The organism is Nocardioides psychrotolerans (genome assembly GCF_900113685.1).
In the GTDB taxonomy this organism is placed as follows: Bacteria; Actinomycetota; Actinomycetes; order Propionibacteriales; family Nocardioidaceae; genus Nocardioides; species Nocardioides psychrotolerans.
The window spans coordinates 85,919-106,095 of sequence record NZ_FOQG01000001.1; the positions used below are offsets into that span (position 1 = coordinate 85,919).

General features: G+C 71.4%; 20 protein-coding genes and 1 riboswitch. Of the genes, 8 read left to right on the plus strand and 12 right to left on the minus strand.

Features of this window, described 5'->3' with window-relative positions:
* Window positions 1-4 precede the first annotated feature (4 nt).
* The gene (locus BM204_RS00405) at window positions 5-523 is read right to left on the minus strand and encodes a 2'-5' RNA ligase family protein (protein ID WP_091109491.1); all 519 of its coding nucleotides are present in this window, start codon (window positions 521-523) and stop codon (window positions 5-7) included.
* A 10-nt stretch (window positions 524-533) separates the two neighbouring features.
* Window positions 534-1,595, minus strand: coding sequence for a tryptophan--tRNA ligase (gene trpS, locus BM204_RS00410; RefSeq protein ID WP_091110015.1), 1,062 nt, complete (start codon window positions 1,593-1,595; stop codon window positions 534-536).
* A gap of 101 nt (window positions 1,596-1,696) precedes the next feature.
* Here trpS and BM204_RS00415 point away from each other — a divergent pair, with 101 nt between their 5' ends.
* Window positions 1,697-2,797 (plus strand): GNAT family N-acetyltransferase, encoded by a 1,101-nt coding sequence (locus BM204_RS00415; RefSeq protein ID WP_091109493.1) that lies wholly within the window; start codon window positions 1,697-1,699, stop codon window positions 2,795-2,797.
* Here BM204_RS00415 and BM204_RS00420 read toward each other — a convergent pair.
* The 3 genes from BM204_RS00420 to BM204_RS00430 form a co-directional block, all read right to left on the minus strand.
* Entirely contained in the window at window positions 2,787-4,007 is a 1,221-nt protein-coding gene (locus BM204_RS00420) for an MFS transporter (protein WP_091109494.1), read from the minus strand. The genes BM204_RS00415 and BM204_RS00420 overlap by 11 nt on opposite strands.
* Window positions 4,008-4,157: 150 nt before the next feature.
* Window positions 4,158-4,565 (minus strand): hypothetical protein, encoded by a 408-nt coding sequence (locus tag BM204_RS00425; protein WP_091109496.1) that lies wholly within the window; start codon window positions 4,563-4,565, stop codon window positions 4,158-4,160.
* Window positions 4,566-4,642: 77 nt separating this feature from the next.
* Window positions 4,643-6,865, minus strand: coding sequence for an NADP-dependent isocitrate dehydrogenase (locus tag BM204_RS00430; RefSeq protein ID WP_091109498.1), 2,223 nt, complete (start codon window positions 6,863-6,865; stop codon window positions 4,643-4,645).
* Between the two features lie 236 nt (window positions 6,866-7,101).
* On the opposite strand from BM204_RS00430, the gene BM204_RS00435 reads away from it, so the two are divergent.
* Window positions 7,102-8,184, plus strand: coding sequence for an MIP family channel protein (locus BM204_RS00435; RefSeq protein WP_091109500.1), 1,083 nt, complete (start codon window positions 7,102-7,104; stop codon window positions 8,182-8,184).
* 4 nt (window positions 8,185-8,188) lie between these two features.
* On the opposite strand, the gene BM204_RS00440 is transcribed toward BM204_RS00435, so the two are convergent.
* The gene (locus BM204_RS00440) at window positions 8,189-8,935 is read right to left on the minus strand and encodes a hypothetical protein (RefSeq protein WP_091109501.1); all 747 of its coding nucleotides are present in this window, start codon (window positions 8,933-8,935) and stop codon (window positions 8,189-8,191) included.
* A 135-nt stretch (window positions 8,936-9,070) separates the two neighbouring features.
* On the opposite strand from BM204_RS00440, the gene BM204_RS00445 reads away from it, so the two are divergent.
* Window positions 9,071-10,057 carry a malate dehydrogenase gene (locus BM204_RS00445; protein WP_091109503.1) on the plus strand — a complete coding sequence of 329 codons (987 nt, stop codon included), beginning with the start codon at window positions 9,071-9,073 and terminating at the stop codon, window positions 10,055-10,057.
* A gap of 138 nt (window positions 10,058-10,195) precedes the next feature.
* Here the strand turns inward: BM204_RS00445 and BM204_RS00450 are convergent, their stop codons facing one another.
* The 5 genes from BM204_RS00450 to BM204_RS00470 form a co-directional block, all read right to left on the minus strand.
* Window positions 10,196-10,558, minus strand: coding sequence for a DUF3017 domain-containing protein (locus BM204_RS00450; protein WP_246165790.1), 363 nt, complete (start codon window positions 10,556-10,558; stop codon window positions 10,196-10,198).
* A complete protein-coding gene (locus BM204_RS00455; protein WP_091109505.1) occupies window positions 10,555-11,403 on the minus strand; it encodes a bifunctional methylenetetrahydrofolate dehydrogenase/methenyltetrahydrofolate cyclohydrolase in 849 nt (282 codons plus the stop codon). Before BM204_RS00455 ends, BM204_RS00450 begins: the two co-directional genes overlap by 4 nt.
* Before the next feature lie 133 nt (window positions 11,404-11,536).
* Entirely contained in the window at window positions 11,537-13,093 is a 1,557-nt protein-coding gene (gene purH / locus BM204_RS00460; RefSeq protein WP_091109506.1) for a bifunctional phosphoribosylaminoimidazolecarboxamide formyltransferase/IMP cyclohydrolase, read from the minus strand.
* A gap of 25 nt (window positions 13,094-13,118) precedes the next feature.
* Window positions 13,119-13,210, minus strand: a riboswitch (ZMP/ZTP riboswitch).
* Window positions 13,211-13,228: 18 nt separating this feature from the next.
* Window positions 13,229-13,849 carry a phosphoribosylglycinamide formyltransferase gene (gene purN / locus BM204_RS00465; RefSeq protein WP_091109508.1) on the minus strand — a complete coding sequence of 207 codons (621 nt, stop codon included), beginning with the start codon at window positions 13,847-13,849 and terminating at the stop codon, window positions 13,229-13,231.
* 87 nt (window positions 13,850-13,936) lie between these two features.
* Window positions 13,937-15,217, minus strand: coding sequence for a cell division protein PerM (locus BM204_RS00470; RefSeq protein ID WP_091109511.1), 1,281 nt, complete (start codon window positions 15,215-15,217; stop codon window positions 13,937-13,939).
* Between the two features lie 136 nt (window positions 15,218-15,353).
* On the opposite strand from BM204_RS00470, the gene BM204_RS00475 reads away from it, so the two are divergent.
* The 5 genes from BM204_RS00475 to BM204_RS00490 all read left to right on the plus strand — a co-directional run bounded on the left by BM204_RS00475 (window position 15,354) and on the right by BM204_RS00490 (window position 19,195).
* The gene (locus BM204_RS00475; RefSeq protein WP_091109513.1) at window positions 15,354-17,219 is read left to right on the plus strand and encodes a SigE family RNA polymerase sigma factor; all 1,866 of its coding nucleotides are present in this window, start codon (window positions 15,354-15,356) and stop codon (window positions 17,217-17,219) included.
* 134 nt (window positions 17,220-17,353) lie between these two features.
* Window positions 17,354-17,491, plus strand: a complete 138-nt coding sequence (locus BM204_RS23085) for a SigE family RNA polymerase sigma factor (protein WP_246165787.1) — start codon at window positions 17,354-17,356, stop codon at window positions 17,489-17,491.
* 36 nt (window positions 17,492-17,527) lie between these two features.
* On the plus strand, window positions 17,528-17,875 hold the full coding sequence (locus tag BM204_RS00480; protein WP_246165785.1) for an RNA polymerase sigma factor: 348 nt from the start codon (window positions 17,528-17,530) through the stop codon (window positions 17,873-17,875).
* 92 nt (window positions 17,876-17,967) lie between these two features.
* On the plus strand, window positions 17,968-18,981 hold the full coding sequence (locus tag BM204_RS00485; protein ID WP_091109514.1) for a hypothetical protein: 1,014 nt from the start codon (window positions 17,968-17,970) through the stop codon (window positions 18,979-18,981).
* On the plus strand, window positions 18,971-19,195 hold the full coding sequence (locus BM204_RS00490) for a hypothetical protein (RefSeq protein WP_091109516.1): 225 nt from the start codon (window positions 18,971-18,973) through the stop codon (window positions 19,193-19,195). The genes BM204_RS00485 and BM204_RS00490 overlap by 11 nt, the downstream gene beginning before the upstream one ends.
* A gap of 88 nt (window positions 19,196-19,283) precedes the next feature.
* Here BM204_RS00490 and sucD read toward each other — a convergent pair whose 3' ends face one another.
* Window positions 19,284-20,177, minus strand: a complete 894-nt coding sequence (gene sucD, locus BM204_RS00495) for a succinate--CoA ligase subunit alpha (protein WP_091109517.1) — start codon at window positions 20,175-20,177, stop codon at window positions 19,284-19,286.

Genomic DNA, 20,177 nt, shown 5'->3' on the forward strand with positions numbered 1-20,177 from the left:
GGGGTCAGTCTGCCGGTCGCAGCGGGAAGTCGCGGGTCTGCTGCCACCCCTGCTGCTCGTCGTGCACATAGAGGTGGAAGGACGTCACGGGGAACTCGCACTCGAAGTCGGCGAGCTCGCCGAAGGCCTGGTCGAGGCGGTCGTCGTCGAGATGGTGGGCGATGGTGACGTGCGGGTGGTAAGGGAACCTCAGGTCGGTGCGCAGTGGTCCGCGGCGCACCGCGTTGGCGAGCTGCTCGCACTGGGAGATGCCCTCGACCAGGGTCACGAACACCACCGGGGAGACCGGACGGAAGGTCCCCGTGCCGCGCAGGTGGACGCAGAAGCTCTCCACCTGGTCGGCCACCCGCTCCAGGTGGGCCTCGATCTCCTCGACCGTGCCGTCGGCGATCTCCGAGGGCGGGACCAGGGTGATGTGGGTGGGGATCATCGTCGCGGTGGTGTCCCCGACGGCCGTCCGGTAGTCCTGCAGCTCCGTGGCCCAGGGCTCCGGGATGGCTACGGCCACTCCGATTGTCGGCATCGTGGCGACTCTAGCGGGCGGCCGCTACGAAGCCGACGCGCTGGTAGACGTCGCGCAGGGTCGCCTCGGCGACCGCGCCGGCCTGCTCCGCGCCCTGCCGGAGCACCTCGGTGAGGTGGGCCTGGTCGTCGAGGAGCTCGAGGGTGCGCTCGCGGAACGGCGTCACGAAGTCGACCACGACGTCGGCGAGGTCGTCCTTGAGGTCGCCGTAGCCCTTGCCGTCGTAGTGCTCCTGGATCGCGGTCGGCGCGTGGCCGGTGAGCGCGGAGAAGATCGTGAGCAGGTTGCTCACGCCCGGCTTGGTCTCGGGGTCGAAGCGGATCTCGGCGTCGGAGTCGGTGACCGCCGACCGGATCTTCTTGGCGCTCACCTTCGGCTCGTCGAGCATCTCGATGATCCCCGCGGGCGAGGACGCCGACTTGGACATCTTGGCCGTGGGGTTCTGCAGGTCGCCGATCTTGGCGGTGGCCTTGAGGATGTAGGGCTCGGGGAGCCGGAAGGTCTTCTTGTAGCGGTGGTTGAACCGCTGCGCGAGGTCACGGGTCAGCTCGAGGTGCTGGCGCTGGTCCTCGCCGACAGGGACGTAGTGAGGCCGGTAGAGCAGGATGTCGGCGGCCTGGAGGATCGGGTAGGTGAACAGTCCGACCGAGGCCGCCCCCTCCCCCTGCTTGGACGACTTGTCCTTGAACTGCGTCATCCGGCGCGCCTCGCCGACGCCGGTCAGGCAGTTGAGCACCCAGCCGAGCTGGGCATGAGCCGGGACCTGGCTCTGCACGAAGATCGCCGAGCGCGCGGGGTCGATGCCCATCGCGAGCAGCTGTGCGGCCGCCCGCAGGGTGCGCTCACGCAGCACCTTGGGGTCCTGCTCGACGGTGATCGCGTGCTGGTCGGCGATGAAGAAGAACGGCTGGTGGTCGCGCTGCAGGTCGACCCACTGACGCAGCGCACCGAGGTAGTTGCCGAAGTGGAAGGAGTCGGCCGTGGGCTGGATCCCCGAGAGCACGCGGGGGCGGGCGCCACCCGACACCGTCGAGGGGACCTCGACCTGCGAGTCGGTGGTCGGTGCGGACATGTCACGCATTCTGTCAGGTTTGGGGCCCCGACCGACATCGGGGGCGGTGACCGGAGGGTTGACGGTTTGCCCGGCACGACGCCGGTTGACAGGGTGCTGCCATGTCACTCCCTCCCACCCTCACCGACGGCGTCGTCACCCTCCGGGCCCACCTCCCCGCGGACGCCGCAGGAGTCGTGGAGCAGTGCCGGGACCCGCTCTCGCAGCGGTGGACGGCCGTCCCGGTGCCCTACACCCAGCGGGACGCCGAGACCTACGTCAGCGAGGTCTGCCCTGTGGGGTGGCTCTCTGAGACCGAGTGGGCCTTCGCGGTCGAGGCCGAGGGTCGCTTCGCCGGCACCGTCTCGCTGCGCAACGAGGGCCACCGCCGCGCCGAGCTCGCCTACGGCGCCCACCCGTGGGCGCGTGGCACCGGCCACCTGGAGCGTGCGGTGCGCCTGCTCCTGGACTACGGCTTCACCGAGCACGACCTCACGACGGTCGTCTGGTGGACCCGCCAGGGCAACTGGGCCTCGAGGAAGCTGGCCTGGAAGGTGGGCATCGAGGTCGAGGGCGCCGTACGACGGTGGGTGACGCAGCGCGGTGAGTCCTACCCGTCGTGGGTGGGGACGCTCCTGCGCGAGGACACCCGAGAACCGCGGTCAGCCTGGCTCGACTGCCCGGTCCTGGTCGAGGACGGGGTGCGGCTGCGCCCGATCGTCGCCGCCGACGCAACCCGGATCCAGGAGGCGTGCTCGGAGGCCCGCACGCAGCACTGGCTGGGCCAGTTGCCGAGCCCCTACGCGGTGGACGACGCGCTGGCCTACGTCGAGACCCGCACCCAGCAGCTCGCCGAGGCCACGGGGGTCACGTGGGCCGTCACCGCTCCGCACGACGACGTCCTGCTCGCGACGATCGGGTGGTTCAACCGGACGGCCGACGTCGAGTGCGAGATCGGCTACTGGACCCACCCGGACGCCCGGGGGCGGGGGCTGATGACCCGGGCGACGGGCGTGGTCACCCGGCACGTCGTCGACACGCTCGGCGTTGCCCGTGTCACGGCCTTCGCCGCTGTCGACAACACCGCCTCGCGTCGGGTCATCGAGGCCAACGGCTTCACCCAGTACGGCGTGGAGCGCCTCGGCATCCAGCTGCGCGACGCTCGCGCCGACATGGCGCTCTACGACGTGCTGGCCGGCGAGGTCCCGCCGCTCACGCGCTGACGGGCTCGCGCCGGTTGGAGCGCAGCTGCGCACGGGCCGAGACGACGAGCACCACGAAGCCGGCCACCGAGAGACCGACCCCGACGAGGGCCGGCGCGCGATAGCCGTAGCCGGCCGCGATCACGAGACCACCCAGCCAGGCACCGAGCGCGTTGGCGACGTTGAGGGCCGCGTGGTTCATCGCAGCGCCGAGGGTCTGCGCGTCCCCCGCGACGTCCATCAGCCGCAGCTGGAGGTTGACGACCAGCACCGAGCCGAGCGTCGTGATGCCGAACGCCACCGGCAGCAGCAGCCAGCCGTGGGGCGCGGCGAAGAAGAACAGCACGAGGAGCACGCCCATGCCGACCGAGGAGCCCAGCAGGGACTTCATGATCGACCAGTCGGCGAGCTCGCCGGCGAGCCAGGTGCCGGCGACCATGCCGAGGCCGAAGACCAGCAGGAAGACGGGCACGGCACCGTCGCCGAGGCCACCGAGCTCGGTGACGGTCGGCGCGATGTAGGAGAAGACCGCGAACATGCCGCCGAAGCCGACGGCACCCACGAGCAGCGTCAGCCACACCTGCGGCTTGGAGAACGCCGCCAGCTCGCGACGGCCCGTCGCCTCGCTGTCGCCGGGCACCGAGGGCACGAACGCCAGGATCATCGCGACCGTCACCAGCGCGAGGACCGAGACCGCCCAGAACGCCGCGCGCCAGCCGAGGTGCTGGCCCAGCCACGTGGTCGCGGGCACGCCGAGGACGTTGGCGACCGAGAGGCCGAGCATGACCATGGCGACCGCGCGCCCCTTGCGCTCGGGCGGGGCGAGGCTGGCCGCGACCAGGGACGCGACCCCGAAGTAGGCCCCGTGCGGAAGGCCGTCGAAGAAGCGGGCGAGGGCGAGCAGCTCGAAGCTCGTCGCCAGCGCGCTCAGCGCGTTGAACACCGCGTACGCCGCCATGAGGGCCACCAGGAGGCCCCGGCGCGGCCACTTGGCGCCGAAGAACGCGAGGACCGGTGCACCCACGACGACGCCGAGCGCGTAGGCGGAGATGACGTGCCCGGCGGTGGGGATCGAGACGTCGACCCCGGTGGCGATCTCGCGGATCAGGCCCATCGTGACGAACTCGGTCGTGCCGATGGCGAAGCCGCCCATGGCCAGCGCCAGCACCGCCAGGGCGAAGTGTGGCGCCCGAGTGGGCGTGGGCGAGGTGGTCCCGAGGGTCGTCGACATCGTCACCCATCCTCCAACCGCCGAGACGCGTGCTCCTATTCCTCAGGGCAGAGCTGTCGACCGTGGTGACGTGCAGACGACTGCTGGCAGCCCGGGACCGCGGATCTGGACCCGGACCGCTGCCCTCGCTGGGCCGACCCGGCCAGCGGCTCAGCAGAGGTTGGCGAAGTCCTCGACGGCGGTGTCGAGCTCGGCCTCGGCGTCGGCCACGGCCTGGTCGTCGACCGGTGTGCCATCGCGGGCCGCATCGGCCTGCTCGACGAGCTTGTCGAGAGCCTCGCGGGCCTCCGTGATCTTGCCGCCGGTCTCGCCGTCGACGCGACCCTCGAGCGCCTGCAACGTGTCGCGCAGGGCCGAGAGCTCACGTCGGGCGGCCTGCGGGTCGGCGTTGAGCTCCTCGACGGCCTGCTTGGCCTGGTCGCTGGCCTCCTCCATCGCCGTGCGCGCCACGGAACAGGCCGCGTCGCTGGCGGTGTCGCGGGCGAGGTCCTCCACGTCGGAGCAGCCGACGAGGGTGAGGGACAACAGCAGGGCGGTGGAGACGGCGAGGCTCTTCATGGGGGCACGCTAGCCGAGTCGGCGCAATGTGACAGTGCGGCTGCGACATCGCGCCGACTCGGCGACGGCGGTGAGGCTCAGAGTGCGGCGAGCGCCTCGTTGAGCGTCGTTGACGGGCGCATCACGGCCTCCGCCTTGGCGTCGTCAGGCTGGTAGTAGCCACCGATGTCGACCGGGTGGCCCTGGACGGCGTTGAGCTCGGCGACGATCTTCTCCGCGTCGGCCGCGAGCGACTCGGCGAAGGGCTTGAAGACGCCCGCGAGGTCGGTGTCCTCGGTCTGCGCGGCGATCTCCTGGGCCCAGTAGAGCGCCAGGAAGAAGTGCGAGCCACGGTTGTCGATGCCACCGATCTTGCGGGTGGGCGACTTGTCCTCGTTGAGGAACGTCTCGGTCGCCTTGTCGAGCGTCTCCGCGAGCACCTTGGCGCCCTTGTTGTCCGCGAAGTCGGCGAGGTGGTCCAGGCTCGCGGCGAGCGCGAAGAACTCACCGAGGCTGTCCCAGCGCAGGTAGTTCTCCTTGACCAGCTGCTGCACGTGCTTGGGGGCGGACCCGCCGGCACCGGTCTCGAAGAGGCCGCCACCGTTCATCAGCGGGACGACGGAGAGCATCTTGGCCGACGTGCCGAGCTCGAGGATCGGGAACAGGTCGGTGTTGTAGTCGCGCAGCACGTTGCCGGTCACCGAGATGGTGTCCTCGCCCTTGCGGATCCGCTCGAGGGAGTACGCCGTGGCGTCGGCCGGCTTCATGATCTCGATCGTGAGGCCCTCCAGATCACCGGCGGCGTCGTGCACCGCGAGATATTCGTTGATCTTGGCGATCAGCTGGGCGTCGTGGGCGCGGGCCTCGTCGAGCCAGAAGATCGCGGGCACGCCGGAGGCGCGGGCACGGGTCACGGCCAGCTTGACCCAGTCGCGGATCGGGGCGTCCTTGGTCTGGCAGGCGCGCCAGATGTCACCGGGCTCGACGGTGTGCTCGATGAGCGCCTCGCCGGCACCGTTGAGGACCCGCACGGTGCCGGCGGCGGGCACCTCGAAGGTCTTGTCGTGGGAGCCGTACTCCTCGGCTGCCTTGGCCATCAGGCCGACGTTGGGGACCGAGCCCATGGTGGCCGGGTCGAAGGCGCCGTGGGCGCGGCAGTCGTCGATCGTCGTCTGGTAGATCCCGGCGTAGGAGGAGTCCGGGATCACCGCGAGGGTGTCGGCCTCCTCGCCGTCGGGGCCCCACATGTGACCCGAGGAGCGGATCATGGCGGGCATCGAGGCGTCGATGATGACGTCGGAGGGCACGTGCAGGTTGGTGACGCCCTTGTCGGAGTCGACCATCGCCATGGTCGGGCCGTCGGCCAGGCCCTGGTCGATGGCGGCCTTGATGGCGTCGCCGTCGGGGAGCTGGGCGACCGCGTTGAGCAGGGCGCCGAGGCCGTCGTTGGGCGAGATGCCCGCGGCGGCCAGCTGCTCGCCGTACTGCTCGAAGAGGGTCGGGAAGAACGCCTGCACGACATGGCCGAAGATGATCGGGTCCGAGACCTTCATCATCGTGGCCTTGAGGTGCACCGAGAACAAGACGTCCTCGGCCTTGGCGCGGGCGATCTGCTCGGTGAGGAAGCGGCGCAGGGCCGCGACGTTCATGAAGGTGCCGTCGATGACCTCGCCGGCCAGGACCGGGAGCGACTCCTTCAGCACGGTGATGGTGTCGTCGGTGCCGACGTGCTCGATGCGCAGCGTGTCGTCGGCGGGGATGACGACGCTCAGCTCGTTGGCGAAGAAGTCGCCGTGGTCCATCGTCGCGACGTTGGTCTTCGACGCCGACGACCAGGCACCCATGCGGTGCGGGTGGGCCTTGGCGTAGTTCTTGACGGCCAGCGGCGCGCGGCGGTCGGAGTTGCCCTCGCGCAGGACCGGGTTGACCGCAGAGCCCTTGACCTTGTCGTAGGCGGCACGCGCGGCCTTGTCCTCGTCGGTGTCGGCGCTCTCAGGGAAGTCGGGGATGTCGTAGCCCTTCTCCTGCAGCTCCTTGATCGCCGTCTTGAGCTGCGGCACGGAGGCGGAGACGTTGGGCAGCTTGATGATGTTGGCCTCGGGCGTCTTGGCCAGGTCGCCGAGCTCGGCGAGGGCGTCGTCGACGCGCTGCTCGTCGGTCAGTCGGTCCGGGAACTGCGCGAGGATGCGACCGGCGAGGGAGATGTCGCGCGTCTCGACCTCGACGCCGGCCTTCGCGGCGTAGGCAGCGATGATCGGGAGGAAGGAGTACGTCGCGAGCAGCGGCGCCTCGTCGGTGTGGGTGTAGATGATCTTGGCCATGTCCTGCGGCTCCTGAACGGGTGCGAGTGGACGAAAAGTTCCTTGACGTCAAGATACCTGACCATGGTGTCCAGGTCCGACCCGGCCAGCCTCGCACCCCGGGCCGCGGTGCGGCAACGGAGCCTACGACGGTCGACCGCGGCGCATCGTCGCGTCCTCCCGCGGGAGGCTCCGCCGGGTCTAGAGTGCTCGCGTCTCGAGGTTTCGACCCACTCGTCCCAGGGGAAGGCACGCCCATGACTGAAACTCCCACCCCACCCACCTCGGCCCAGAAGTTCAGCGCCGAGGTGATCGGCACCTTCGTCCTGGTGCTCTTCGGCTGCGGCACCGCGGTCTTCACCGGTGTCGACCTGGTCGCCACCGGTCTCGCCTTCGGCCTCGCCGTGATGCTCATGGCCTACGCCGTGGGCCGCGTCTCGGGCGGGCACTTCAACCCCGCAGTCACCCTGGGCGCCATCGTCGGTGGCCGGCTGCCGTGGAGCCAGGCCGGCCTCTACATGGGGGCCCAGGTCCTCGGCGGTCTGCTGGGCGGCGGCGTCCTGCTCGTCCTGCTCCTGGGCGTCGACGGGTTCTCCGCCTTCGACGACTCCATCGGCGCCAACGGGTGGGGCGACGACGGCACCGGCTACGCCCTCTGGGCGGCCCTGCTCATCGAGCTCGTCCTCACCGCCATCTTCGTCTTCGTCATCCTCGCCGTCACCGACGAGCGCAACGAGCACCCCGCCATGGCCCCGCTGGTCATCGGCCTGACGCTGACCGTCATCCACTTCGTCGCGATCAACGCCACGGGCACCTCGGTCAACCCGGCCCGTTCGATCGGCGCCGCCGCCTTCAGCGGTTCCGACTCGCTCATCCAGGTCTGGGTGTTCATCCTGGCGCCGCTCCTCGGCGGTCTCGCCGGCGGCTTCCTCTACCCCGCGGTCTTCGGTCGCGCCACCGACCCGGTGCCCGGCTCGGGCTTCAGCTTCGGCGCGCGTCCGGCCGCGGCGGCCGTGCCCGGCTATGGCATGCCCGACCAGTACCAGCAGCAGTGGAACCAGCAGAACCCTGCCTACCCGGCCGCCACCCAGGCGCCGGTCACCCAGGCGCCCGTCACCCAGGCCTCGACGCCCACGCCCATGGCCCAGCAGGCGGCCCAGCAGGGCGGCCAACAGGGCGGCCAACAGGGGTGGGGCGAGCAGCCGATCATCCAGGACGGCTGGCAGTGGGACCCGCAGGCGCAGCAGTGGATCCCGGCCCAGCAGCAGGCCCCCCAGGCCCAGTGGCCGACCGACCAGGGCGGCGGCCAGACCCAAATCCGGCCACCCGAAGGGCACTAGCGCATCAGTCGTCGGCCTCGATCGTCGTGGCCGACAGCTCGAGCGTCTCCTCGGAGGCGCCGGTCAGGGTCTCTCGGTGGACCAGGCCGGCGCCTCGTGCGTAGAAGCCCCGCTGCACCAGGCCGTCCGGGGTGCTCACGTCGATCACGACCATGTCCTCGAGCTCCCCGAGCACGGTGTCCGCGGTCCCGTCCAGGGCCGCGACCTCGGCGGTGGGGCCTTCACTGCCCGGGACGAGCGCCTCGCGGTAGCCGTCGCCGACCCGCGGCGTCGCGAGCATCGCGATGCCGGCCTCGGCGCCGTCCTCACCGACCTGCCAACGTCCCTCGCGACCGAGCCACCACACGTTGCCGCGGGTGTCCTGGGCGTAGTAGTCGGTCCTCGGCGTCGTGCTCCAGCCTTCGACGTTGACCTCGCCCGGCTCGGGGGCGGTGAAGGTCGCGACGGTCTGCACGGCGATGGCGCTGACCCCGGCGATGGTGACCGGGTCGTCGGCCACGGTCACGACGACCCCTCCACCAGCGCCGCCGGTCACCGCGTAGGCCCAGCTGGACCCGGGGGTCAGCGGCAGCCACGGGTTGTCGATCCCGTCGACGTAGTCGGCCGGGTCCGGGCTCGGCGTCGGCACCGTCAGCTCGTCCACCCCGGAGGGCGGGCTCGGATCCGAGGCGGTGCCGCACCCCGCACCCAGGGTGAGCAGGGCGACCGCCGCGACCGCTCGTCGTACGACGTCGGGAGCATGGTGGGTCATGACGTCATCGTCTCCCACGCCCGCGACCCCGCTCACCCGGGGCGTCGGCGCGCTGCTAGCGTCGCCCGGAGATCGATCCACCGACCCGTCACGCCCGTCATGCCCGTCATGCCCGTCATGCCCTGAGGAGTCCTCGTGAGCTCAACCCCGTTGAAGGTCGCCGTCACCGGTGCCGCCGGCCAGATCGGCTACAGCCTGCTGTTCCGTCTCGCGAGCGGCTCGCTGCTCGGAGACCGTCCCATCGAGCTGCGACTGCTCGAGATCACGCCCGCACTGAAGGCGCTCGAGGGAGTCGTGATGGAGCTCGACGACTGTGCGTTCCCGAACCTCGCCGGTGTCGAGATCGGCGACGACGCCGAGAAGATCTTCGACGGCGTCAACCTCGCCCTCCTCGTCGGCGCGCGCCCGCGCGGTCCCGGCATGGAGCGCGGTGACCTGCTGTCCGCCAACGGCGCGATCTTCACCGCGCAGGGCAAGGCGCTCAACGCCGCCGCCGCCGACGACGTCCGCATCGGTGTCACTGGCAACCCGGCCAACACCAACGCGCTGATCGCGATGACCAACGCCCCCGACATCCCGCGTGAGCGCTTCTCGGCGCTGACTCGACTGGACCACAACCGCGCGATCTCGCAGCTTGCGGCCAAGACGGGCGCCTCGGTCACCGACATCAAGAAGATGACGATCTGGGGTAACCACTCCGCCACCCAGTACCCCGACCTCTTCCACGCCGAGGTTGGCGGCAAGAACGCCGCCGAGGTCGTGGGTGACCAGGCCTGGATCGAGAACGACTTCATCCCGACCGTCGCCAAGCGCGGCGCGGCGATCATCGAGGCCCGTGGCTCGTCCTCGGCCGCCTCGGCGGCGTCCGCCACCGTCGATGCCGCCCGTGACTGGCTCCTCGGCTCCGCAGCCGACGACTGGGTCTCCATGGCGGTCGTCTCCGACGGCTCCTACGGCGTCCCCGAGGGCCTCATCTCCTCCTTCCCCGTCATCACCAAGGGCGGCGACTGGGAGATCGTCCAGGGCCTCGAGATCGATGACTTCTCTCGCGGCCGCATCGACGCCTCCACGGCCGAGCTCGCCGACGAGCGTGCTGCTGTCACGGAGCTCGGTCTGATCTGAGCGTCGACCCGCTCGACCTACGACGACCCGCTCCGAGCCTGGCTCGGGGCGGGTCGTCGGCGTCGGTGGGGGTGGGTTGGGGGTGGTGGGGGCCCGGGAAGCGATGCCGCTCGACCGGCGAGACCGGGCCGCCTGGTCTCAGAGCGGCTGGTCGGGGATCGTCTCGACGAGGAACAGCAGCAACCCGCCTACCCCCGCGAGGAGGCCGACGTCGACGAGCCGGTGGCGCACGGCGAGCATGCCGGCGTCACGCTGCGGAAGGACGAGCCGCAGGGTGGCCGCCGCGAGCAGAGCGGAGGCGAGCCACCGGATGCCCAGGCGCCAGTTGCCCCCCAGGACGATCGCGAAGCCGACCGACGTGGTGATCAGCACCCCGAGGTAGCACGCGCCGCCGATGGTCGAGGGATAGCGGCGCTCGACGGGCGCCGGCTCCGCCTCGGGCACACCCTCCTCGACCGGCTCCTCGGGGAACCGGTCCGCCGGGAGCGCGCCCTCGGTCACAGCCCCAGGGACCGCTCTGCGGAGGCGACGATGTTGGAGAGCAGCATCGCGCGGGTCATGGGTCCGACCCCACCGGGGTTGGGCGAGACCCAGCCGGCGACGTCCCACACATCGGCTGCGACGTCACCGGCGATCTTGTTGTCGACGCGAGAGACGCCGACGTCGAGGACGGCCGCGCCGGGCTTGACCATCGCGGCCCTGATGATGCCGGGCACGCCGGCTGCGGCCACGACCACGTCGGCGGTGCGCACGTGGGCCGCCAGGTCGCGAGTCCCGGTGTGGCACAGGGTGGTGGTGGCGTTCTCGGATCGCCGCGTGAGCAGCAGCCCCAGTGGCCGACCGACGGTGAGCCCACGCCCCACGACGACCACCTCGGCCCCGTTGAGCTCGACACCGTGGCGACGCAGGAGCTCGATGCAGCCGATCGGGGTGCAGGGCAGCGGGCCCTGCTCCCCCAGCACCAGCTTGCCGAGGTTGGTCGGGTGCAGACCGTCGACGTCCTTGTCGGGGTCGACGCGCGAGAGCAGGGCGAACTCGTCGAGCCCGGTGGGCTGCTGGACCAGGAAGCCGGTGCAGGCCGGGTCTGCATTGAGCTCGTCGATCACCGCTTCCACCTCGGCCTGGGTTGCGGTGGCGGGCAGGTCGCGGCGGATCGACTCGATGCCGATCTCGGCGCAGTCCTTGTGCTTGGCGCCGACATACCAGTGGGAGCCCGGGTCGTTGCCCACGAGCACCGTGCCGAGCCCCGGGAAGACGCCGTGCTCGTTGAGCACGCGGACGCGTGCGGTGAGCTCGGCCTTGATCACCTTGAGGGTGGCCGAGCCGTCCAGTCGCTGTGCGGTCATCGGTCACATCCTGTCAGCGGACCCGCGACAGCGGATCCGGTAGTGGTGGTCGAGCGAGACAGGCGACCGAGGGACGATGCCGCGACCGTCGTGTCGAGACCCATTGAGGCACATGCAGACGTGAGCCCGGTCATCAGTGCGCGAAGTGCCGGGTGCCGGTGAAATACATCGTGACGCCCGCGGCGCGGGCCGCCTCGATGGTGAGCTCGTCGCGCTTGGAGCCTCCGGGCTGGACGATCGCGGCCACCCCGGCGTCGAGGAGGACCTGCGGGCCGTCCTCGAAGGGGAAGAACGCATCGGAGGCGGCCGCGGCGCCCCGGGAGCGGTCCCCCGCTCGCTCGACGGCGAGCTTGCAGGAGTCGACCCGGTTGACCTGACCCATGCCGACTCCGACGGACGCGCCGTCCTTGGCGAGCAGGATCGCGTTGGACTTGACCGAGCGGCAGGCCTTCCAGGCGAAAGCGAGGTCAGCGAGCAGCTCGGCGGAGGCAGGCTCGCCGCACGCCAGGGTCCAGGTGGTCGGGTCATCGCCGTCGGCATCGACGTAGTCGCGCTGCTGCATCAGCAGGCCACCGGAGATCGCGCGCATCTCGACCTCGCCGCGGCCCAGCGGCTCGCACTGGAGGAGTCGGATGTTCTTCTTCGCGGCCAGCACCTCGACGGCGCCTTCCTCGTAGGCCGGGGCCACGACGACCTCGGTGAAGACCTCGGCGACCTGGTGGGCCATCTCCACGGAGACCGGCGCGTTGGTGGCGATGACACCGCCGAAGGCCGAGACCGGGTCGCAGGCGTGCGCCTTGCGATGGGCGGCGGCCAGGTCGCTGCCGACGGCGATGCCGCACGGGTTGGCGTGCTTGATGATCGCGACGGTCGGCTCCTCGAAGGTGTAGGCAGCGCGACGGGCCGCGTCGGCGTCGAGGTAGTTGTTGTAGGACATCTCCTTGCCATGCAGCTGCGTGGCCTGGGCAAGACCGGCGCCGTGGGCGTTGAGGTAGAGCGCCGCAGCCTGGTGCGGGTTCTCGCCGTAGCGCAGCACGGCCGACTTGTCCCAGGTCGCGCCGACCCAGGCCGGGAAGCCCTGGCCCTCGGAGGTGTCGGTGAGCACGTTGCCCATCCACGATGCGACGGCCACGTCGTAGGACGCGGTGTGCACGAACGCCTCGGCGGCGAGGGCCTTGCGCTGGTCGTAGGTGAAGCCGCCCGCAGCGACCGCGGCGAGCACGGCTGCGTAGCGGGCCGGCGAGGTGACGATCCCGACCGACGGGTGGTTCTTCGCCGCAGCGCGGACCATCGAGGGACCGCCGATGTCGATCTGCTCGACGCACTCGTCGGGGCTGGCGCCCGAGGCAACGGTCTTGACGAAGGGGTAGAGGTTGCAGACGACCAGGTCGAACGGCTCGACCTCGAGGTCGGCGAGCTGCTGGACGTGGGAGTCGAGGCGCCGGTCGGCCAGGATGCCGGCGTGCACCCGCGGGTGCAGGGTCTTGACGCGGCCGTCGAGGCACTCGGGGAAGCCCGTGAGGTCCTCGACCTTGGTCACCGGCAGGCCGAGGCTCTCGATGAGCGCCGCAGAGCCGCCGGTCGAGACGAGCGCGACGCCGGCGTCGTGCAGGCCGCAGACGAGATCCTCGAGCCCGGTCTTGTCGAAGACCGAGACGAGCGCGCGTCGGATCGGGATCTGGTCAGTCATGGTGGGGTCTCCTCATCGGTGGTGATGAGGGCACCCAGGCGTTCGATGCTCTCGCCGATCCCCGGAACGGGGCACTCCCTGGTGGTCCACCCACCTGCGCCAGTCGTGTGGTCCCAGCATAGGGCGCGAGGGGGGTCATTGACCGAACCGGACCTTCCGCCCGGTGATCGCGAACCCTTCGCGGGCCATCCGGCCGACCGCGTCGACGAGCATTTCGCGCTCCACCACCTTGATCCGGTCGTGAAGCGTGGCGGTCGTGTCGTCGTCCTCGACGGGCACCGCCCGCTGGGCCACGATGGGCCCCGTGTCGACCCCGTCGTCGACGACGAAGAGCGTGCACCCGCTGATCTTGACGCCATGCTCCAGCGCCTCGGCCGGCCCGTGCATCCCGGGGAACGACGGCGACAGGGCCGGGTGGGTGTTGACGATCCGGCCCTCGAAGCGGCTGTGGAACTCCTCGCCCACGAGCTTCATGAAGCCGGCGAGCACGAGCAGGTCGGGATCGAAGTTGGCGACCGTCTCTGCCATCGCCCTGTCCCAGTGCTCCCGGGTCGTGAAGTCCTTGACCCGCTTGACGAAGGTCGGGACGCCCGCGGCGTCGGCACGCGCGAGCCCCTCGATGTCGTCGCGGTCCGCGCCGACCGCGACCACCGAGGCGCCGTACGACGGATCGGTGCAGGCGTCGAGCAGGGCCTGCAGGTTGGTGCCCGACCCGGAGACGAGCACGACGAGGCGGGCGGGAAGGGGCTCGGGCACGGTCGGGAGTCTAGGGCGTGTCTCCCTGTTCCTGGCCGTCGCGAGCGGGGGCGGCGCGCAGCAGGCTGGAAGCGGGGAGTCGCGCCCCTAGGAGTCTGCGCCCTCGAGCGTCGCGTCGGTCCGCGCGGCCCGACGCTGCCACCAGGTGATCAGGAGGCCGCCGACCAGCCCGCCGATCCCGAAGGCCGTGATGGCGTGCAGCAGCACGTCGAAGACCAACGGCCCCACGTCGCGCATGCGACCGGGGCCGACGGCACCACCGGCGACCGAGGCGAGGACTCCGAAGACGGCGCCGGCGAGGACACCACCGATGCAGCCACGCGCCGCACCCTCCTCCCAGCGCAGGGTCGGGCTGAGCCGCTGGGCGCGCACCGCACCCCACGCTGCGACGAGGAACGGCACGGCGACCAGCAGGCCGGTCCACGCGGCGGTCGGCCCGGTCTCGGGGAGGGCCGCGAGCAGGGGGAACATCGGCAGCGGGCCGATCAGCACGGCGCCCGGGCTGACCAGGGTGCCGACGCCGACCGAGAAGCCGGGCCCGAGCAGGTAGGAGCCGGAGAAGACCGCCGCGTTGGGCACCACGGTGGCGCTGAGCGCGGTGAAGAGGGTGGCGTCGCCGGCATCGGTGTGGAGCTGCGACATCACGTTGATCGCCGTGCTGCCGTCGAGGAGCAGCGCGACCACGAAGGCCAGGAGGGTGACCGCGAGCCAGGCGACGAGGATCCGTCGGCAGGCGGTCAGCCCGGCCCGCAGCGACATCGGCACGAAGGAGGCCCAGATCGCGGCCCGACCGGAGCCGATCGCGATCGCCGAGCCCCCCAGGCCTCCGGCCAGCACCAGCGACCAGAGAACCACGCGACCGGTGTCGGGGGCCGTGGCGGTCGTGCCGGCGAGGTTGGAGGTCAGCACGGCGACGACGACGTAGGCGGCAGTGAACAGCCCGGCCGCGAGCGGCACGGTGAGGTCACGCTCGCCGTCGGCGATCCGGTCGGCGTCGGGGCCATGGCCCGAGACCGCCTCGCCGAGGCCGTGGCCGACGCGCCACAGGGCCCAGGCGCAGAACGCCGTGATGCCGAGGGGCACGACGGTGACCGCGACGCCCTGCACCGTCACGCCCGACCCGTGGGCCATCAGCCACCCGAGGGCGCCCGTGCGGAGCCCGTCACGCGGGGTGCCGTGGGCGCCGGCATCGGTGAGGAACCAGCCCACGACGCCGACCGCGAGGCACACCACCAGCGTGCTGGTCGCGGCCACCGCTCCGGCGAACGTGGCGAGCAGGACCAGCGGACGTCGCGCGGTCAGGTCGCGGGAGACCTCGGCCGCCGAGCGACTCCGCGCCGGGGCCGACGGTGGGAGCAGTGAAGTCATGGCCGTGTCATCATCACGCGCGGTCCGGGACCTCCGGCGCTCCCACGCCGATACGTCGGCGCCCCGGAGCGGTGTGACACCGACGCCCGGGCGGGCATTGGGGTCGCCACGGCGTCTCGCGTACCGTGGAACGGCCATGAGGGACCCCCAGGAGTTCGACGCGTTCTACCGCGACGCAGGTGAGCGGCTGCTGGTGCAGACCTATGCCCTGACGGGCGACCTGACGGCGGCTCGCAGCGCCGTTCGTGACTCCTTCATCGTCGCCTGGCACCACTGGCGCAAGGTCTCGCGGCTCGACGATCCCGAGTCCTCGGTGCGTCCCCACGCGTGGCGTCACGCGCAGCGCCGCCACACCGCCCGGCTGTGGCACAAGGAGAGCGGCATCGGCGCCGACGTCAAGGCGACCCTCGACGCGCTCGCGACGCTCAGCGTCACCCAGCGCAAGGTCCTCCTGCTCACGCAGCTGGCCACCGTGACCATGCCGCAGATGGCGCGCGAGGTGGGCCTGCCGCTCGAGGATGCCGAGCGGGAGCTCCAGACCGCGGCCTCCCAGTTCGCCCTGGCCCTCGACATCGCCGCCGCCGACATCCCGATCCAGTTCGAGGGACTGGCGCAGGTCACCAGCGCGGTGCGCTTCCCCCGAGCCCCGATCGTGCGCCGTGCGGGCGCCGCGCGCCGTCGTACGCACACCACCGTGGGGGTCGTCGGTGCCGTCGCCGCCTTCCTGCTGACCGGCTCACTGGTCACGGACGTGACCGGGGTGCGCCCCGACCTCGACTTCAGAGTCGGCCAGACCACCTCCTCCCCCACCTCTTCCCCCACCGCGAGTGGATCGGTCGCCGCGACGCCCGAGGTCGTGCTCGACGAGTCGACGCTGCTCACCGAGGCGCAGGTGCGACGAAGCGCCCCCTCCCGCACCTGGTCGATCCGCCGCACGGGTGACAACTCCGAGGGAAGCGGACTGCTCGCGCCCTGCCAGCAGGCGCGCTACGCCGACCCACGCGGCACCGCGGCGCTCGTGCGCACCTTCGCCGCTGCCCCCTCCGGGAAGGAGCCTCAGGCGACGGTCCTCCAGCTCACCGAGGAGTCCTCGAGCCCCCGGGCCGCCCGCCGCGCCTACACGACCGCTCTCGAGTGGTACGGCGCGTGCCTGGCCGAGCGCGTCCAGCTCCTCGGCACCCGCACGATCGGTTTCGTCGGCGACCAGGCGATGCTGATGACCCTGCGCTCCTTCGACGCTCCCGTGCAGACGATGAGCGTGGGCATCGCCCGCACCGGCGCCTACGTCACCACGACCATCGCCAACGTGCGCGACGAGGAGCGCCCGGACGTCGACGGCGCTGCCGGGCTGCTCGCCGACGCCGTCGACGGCCTCTGCACGCTGCCCGACGGCGGGACCTGTGCCGGGGCGCCGCGACCCACGGACGCCGACCCGCTGCCCGTCGGCGCCGCGCCCGCGATGCTCAGCGAGCTGGACCTCCCGCCGGTGACCGGCGTGGAGCGTCCCTGGGTCGGCACCGAGCCACGTCGAGCCCTGACCAACGTCGCCGCGACCCGCTGCGACGACGCGAGCTTCCAGGGCCGCTTCGAGGGCAAGCCCTTCACCAACAACCTCACCCGCACCTTCCTGATCCCCGAGGCCCGCCTGCCCGTGCGCTTCGGCATCACCGAGACCGTCGCCTCGCTGCCCCGGGCGCGCGCGGAGAAGTTCGTCGAGCAGATCCGCACCCGGCTCGCCGACTGCTCCGACAAGGACCTCGGCACCGACGTCGTGCGGGTCTCGCACGTCGACGAGGCGCAGACCGACATCACGGTGTGGGACCTGACGACCGAGATCTCCGACAACGAGTCGGTGAGCTACTCGATGGCGATCCTGCGCAACGGCACGTCGGTCGCCCAGCTGACCTTCGTCCCCGACGGCTCGGCCACCCTGGCCGACGGGACCTTCGGGGCCGTCGCCGAGCGCGCCCTCCAGCGCCTCGCCCGCCTGCCCCGTCCCTGACCCCGTCCCCGTCCCTCGCCCCCGTCCCTCGTCCGGGCCAGGAAGTTTCCCGATCTGCCGTGCAACCGTGGAGCCCGTCGTGGCGTATCCCTCCTGACAGCCACAGACACAGCCACAGACAGACGGGCGAGTCGATGGAAGAACAGGAGTTCGACGACTTCTACACCGCCTCCTTCAGCCGGCTCACGCACCAGCTCCACGCGATGATCGGCGACCGGGACGAGGCGCAGGAGTGCGTGCAGGAGGCCTTCGTGCGGGCCTGGGCCCACTGACGACGGCTCGACCGGTCGGAGCATCCGGAAGCCTGGGTGCGCACCACCGCCTACCGGATCGCGGTGAGCCGCTGGCGTCGTGCGACGAAGGGCCGGCGGCCGCCTGACCGAGCCGTCGGCAGGCCCACCGTGTCGCCCGCCGTCGACGAGTCGCACGTCGCGCTCGTCGAGGCGCTGCGTCAGCTGCCGGAGGCCCAGCGCCGGGCGCTGGTGCTCCACCACATCGCCGACCTGTCGGTGCACGCCGTCGCCGCCGAGGTGGGGGTGCCCGAGGGCACCATCAAGGCCCGGCTCAGCCGCGGTCGCACTGCGCTCGCCGTGCTGCTCGCGGACCCCGACGACCGACCCCGAGGCGGACTCCAGGAGGGAGCAAGCCATGCGTGACCCCATCGACGCACTCCAGAACTTCGACCCCGGAGGCCCCATGGACCCCCTGCCACCGTCCGAGGTGCGCCGCCTCGGCGACCGCCACCGCGGTGATCGGCAGCGACCGGGGCGCCCGCTCGGTCGACCCCGCCGATCCGACCCCCTCGGTCACGACCACGCAGACCGGCAGCTCGTCGCTCGACGCCATCGACATCTCCGTCAACATGCCGGACGACGACGACGGACAGCCGGTCGTGCAGGCCCGCGGCGGGGTCGGTCTCTCCGACGTCGGCTTCTGCGACACCGGGCAGCCGCTGAACGACGACGGCCGCTCGGACTCGATGTCGGTCGCGTCCTCAGGACCGGAGTACTCCGACGCCCGCGAGCTGGTCGTCTACCCCGACGTCGAGGGCGCCGCCCGTGTCCTGGACGCGCTGGTCGATGCGGCGACGGGCTGCCCGCGGGAGGAGCCCGGGCCCGGCAGCACGACGTTGCACGAGGTGACGAGGTCCGACGTCGGGGACGACTCCGTCGTCGTGTCCGCCACCTACGAGACCGACGGGTCGGTCGGTCTTGGCGCCGAGATCCTGCAGTTCGTGCGGGTCGGCAACGCCCTCCTGGCCACCTCCGGTTACAGCGAGTGGGACCCGCAGGCGCTGGACCCCGTGCGAGCCCAGTACGCCTCCGACATCGCGCCGATCGTCGAGCAGATGTGCGTCTTCTCGGGCGTGACCTGCTCGGTGGAGGGGCCACTCCCTCCCGAGGACCTCCCGGACATCACCACGCCGGTCCCGGCGGACTTCCCGCTGGCCGCCGGTTGGCCCACCGACAGCGAGCCCGGCCCCGACAACGGGCTGACCGGCCCCGGCCCCCGCGTGGAGGTCCTCGAGGGACCGAGCGTGTGCGGGTTCCGGCGGCCCGGCAGCCGCCGCCGATCGGCTCTCCGCGCGGTGGGCCAACCCCGAGGACTACCGCTCGCGGGTGCTCCTGGCCTTCGCCGACGCCGACGCCGCCATCGCCTACCAGGGCGCGTTCCTCGAGACCTACCGCGTCTGCCCTCGCGACCCCGGCTCGGACGGCTACGTCTCGATCCACGACGTACGCCGCACGGCGGTGGGCGGTGAGTCCTGGGCGGTCGTGCGGACCTCTGAGCTCCGGGGGTCCCCCGCGATCGGTCTGGAGATCCTCCACGTGATCCGGGTCGGCTCGGCAGTGCTCATCGACATCACCAGCGGCGAGGACATGGAGGAGGGCTCCGAGGAGCAGGTCGCGTCTCAGACCGACGCGGCCGCGGATGTGGTCGCCGCGATGTGCGCCTTCACGGAGGCGGGCTGCTGACGCCTCGTCGTACGACCTGAGATGCACGACGGCCCGCCCGGTCAGACCGGGCGGGCCGTCGTGCATGACGCCGTGGGGCGTCGGTGGGTCACATGTTCTGGAGGATGTCCCGCATCAGCTGCGCGGTCTCGGACGGCGTCTTGCCGACCTTGACGCCGACGGCCTCGAGGGCCTCCTTCTTGGCCTGCGCGGTGCCGGACGAGCCCGACACGATCGCGCCGGCGTGGCCCATCGTCTTGCCCTCGGGGGCGGTGAAGCCCGCGACGTAGCCGACGACCGGCTTGGTGACGTGGTCCTTGATGTAGGCCGCCGCACGCTCCTCGGCGTCGCCGCCGATCTCGCCGATCATCACGATCGCCTTGGTGTCCGGGTCCGCCTCGAACGCCGCGAGGGCGTCGATGTGCGTAGTGCCGACGATCGGGTCGCCGCCGATGCCGATGGCGGTCGAGAAACCGTAGTCCCGCAGCTCGTACATCATCTGGTAGGTCAGGGTGCCGGACTTCGACACCAGGCCGACCGGACCGGTGCCCGCGATGGTGTGCGGGGTGATGCCGGCCAGCGACTCACCCGGCGTGATGATGCCGGGGCAGTTGGGACCGATCATTCGGGTGCTGCCGTGGTTGCTGGGGCCGTTGAGGTAGGCCCAGACCTCGGCGGTGTCCTGGACGGGCACACCCTCGGTGATGACCACGAGCAGGCCGATGCCGGCGTCGATGGCCTCGATGCAGGCGTCCTTGGTGAAGGCCGGCGGCACGAAGACGACCGACACGTCGGCGCCGGTCTCCTTCATCGCCTCAGCGACGTTGCCGAAGACGGGGAGGTCCTTGCCGGCGAGCTCGACCGACGTACCGGCCTTGCGGGCGTTGACGCCGCCGACGATGGTGGACCCGGCCTGGACCATCAGGGTGGTGTGCTTGGAGCCCATGCCGCCCGTCATGCCCTGGACGATGATCTTGGAGTCCTTGTTGAGGTAGATAGACAT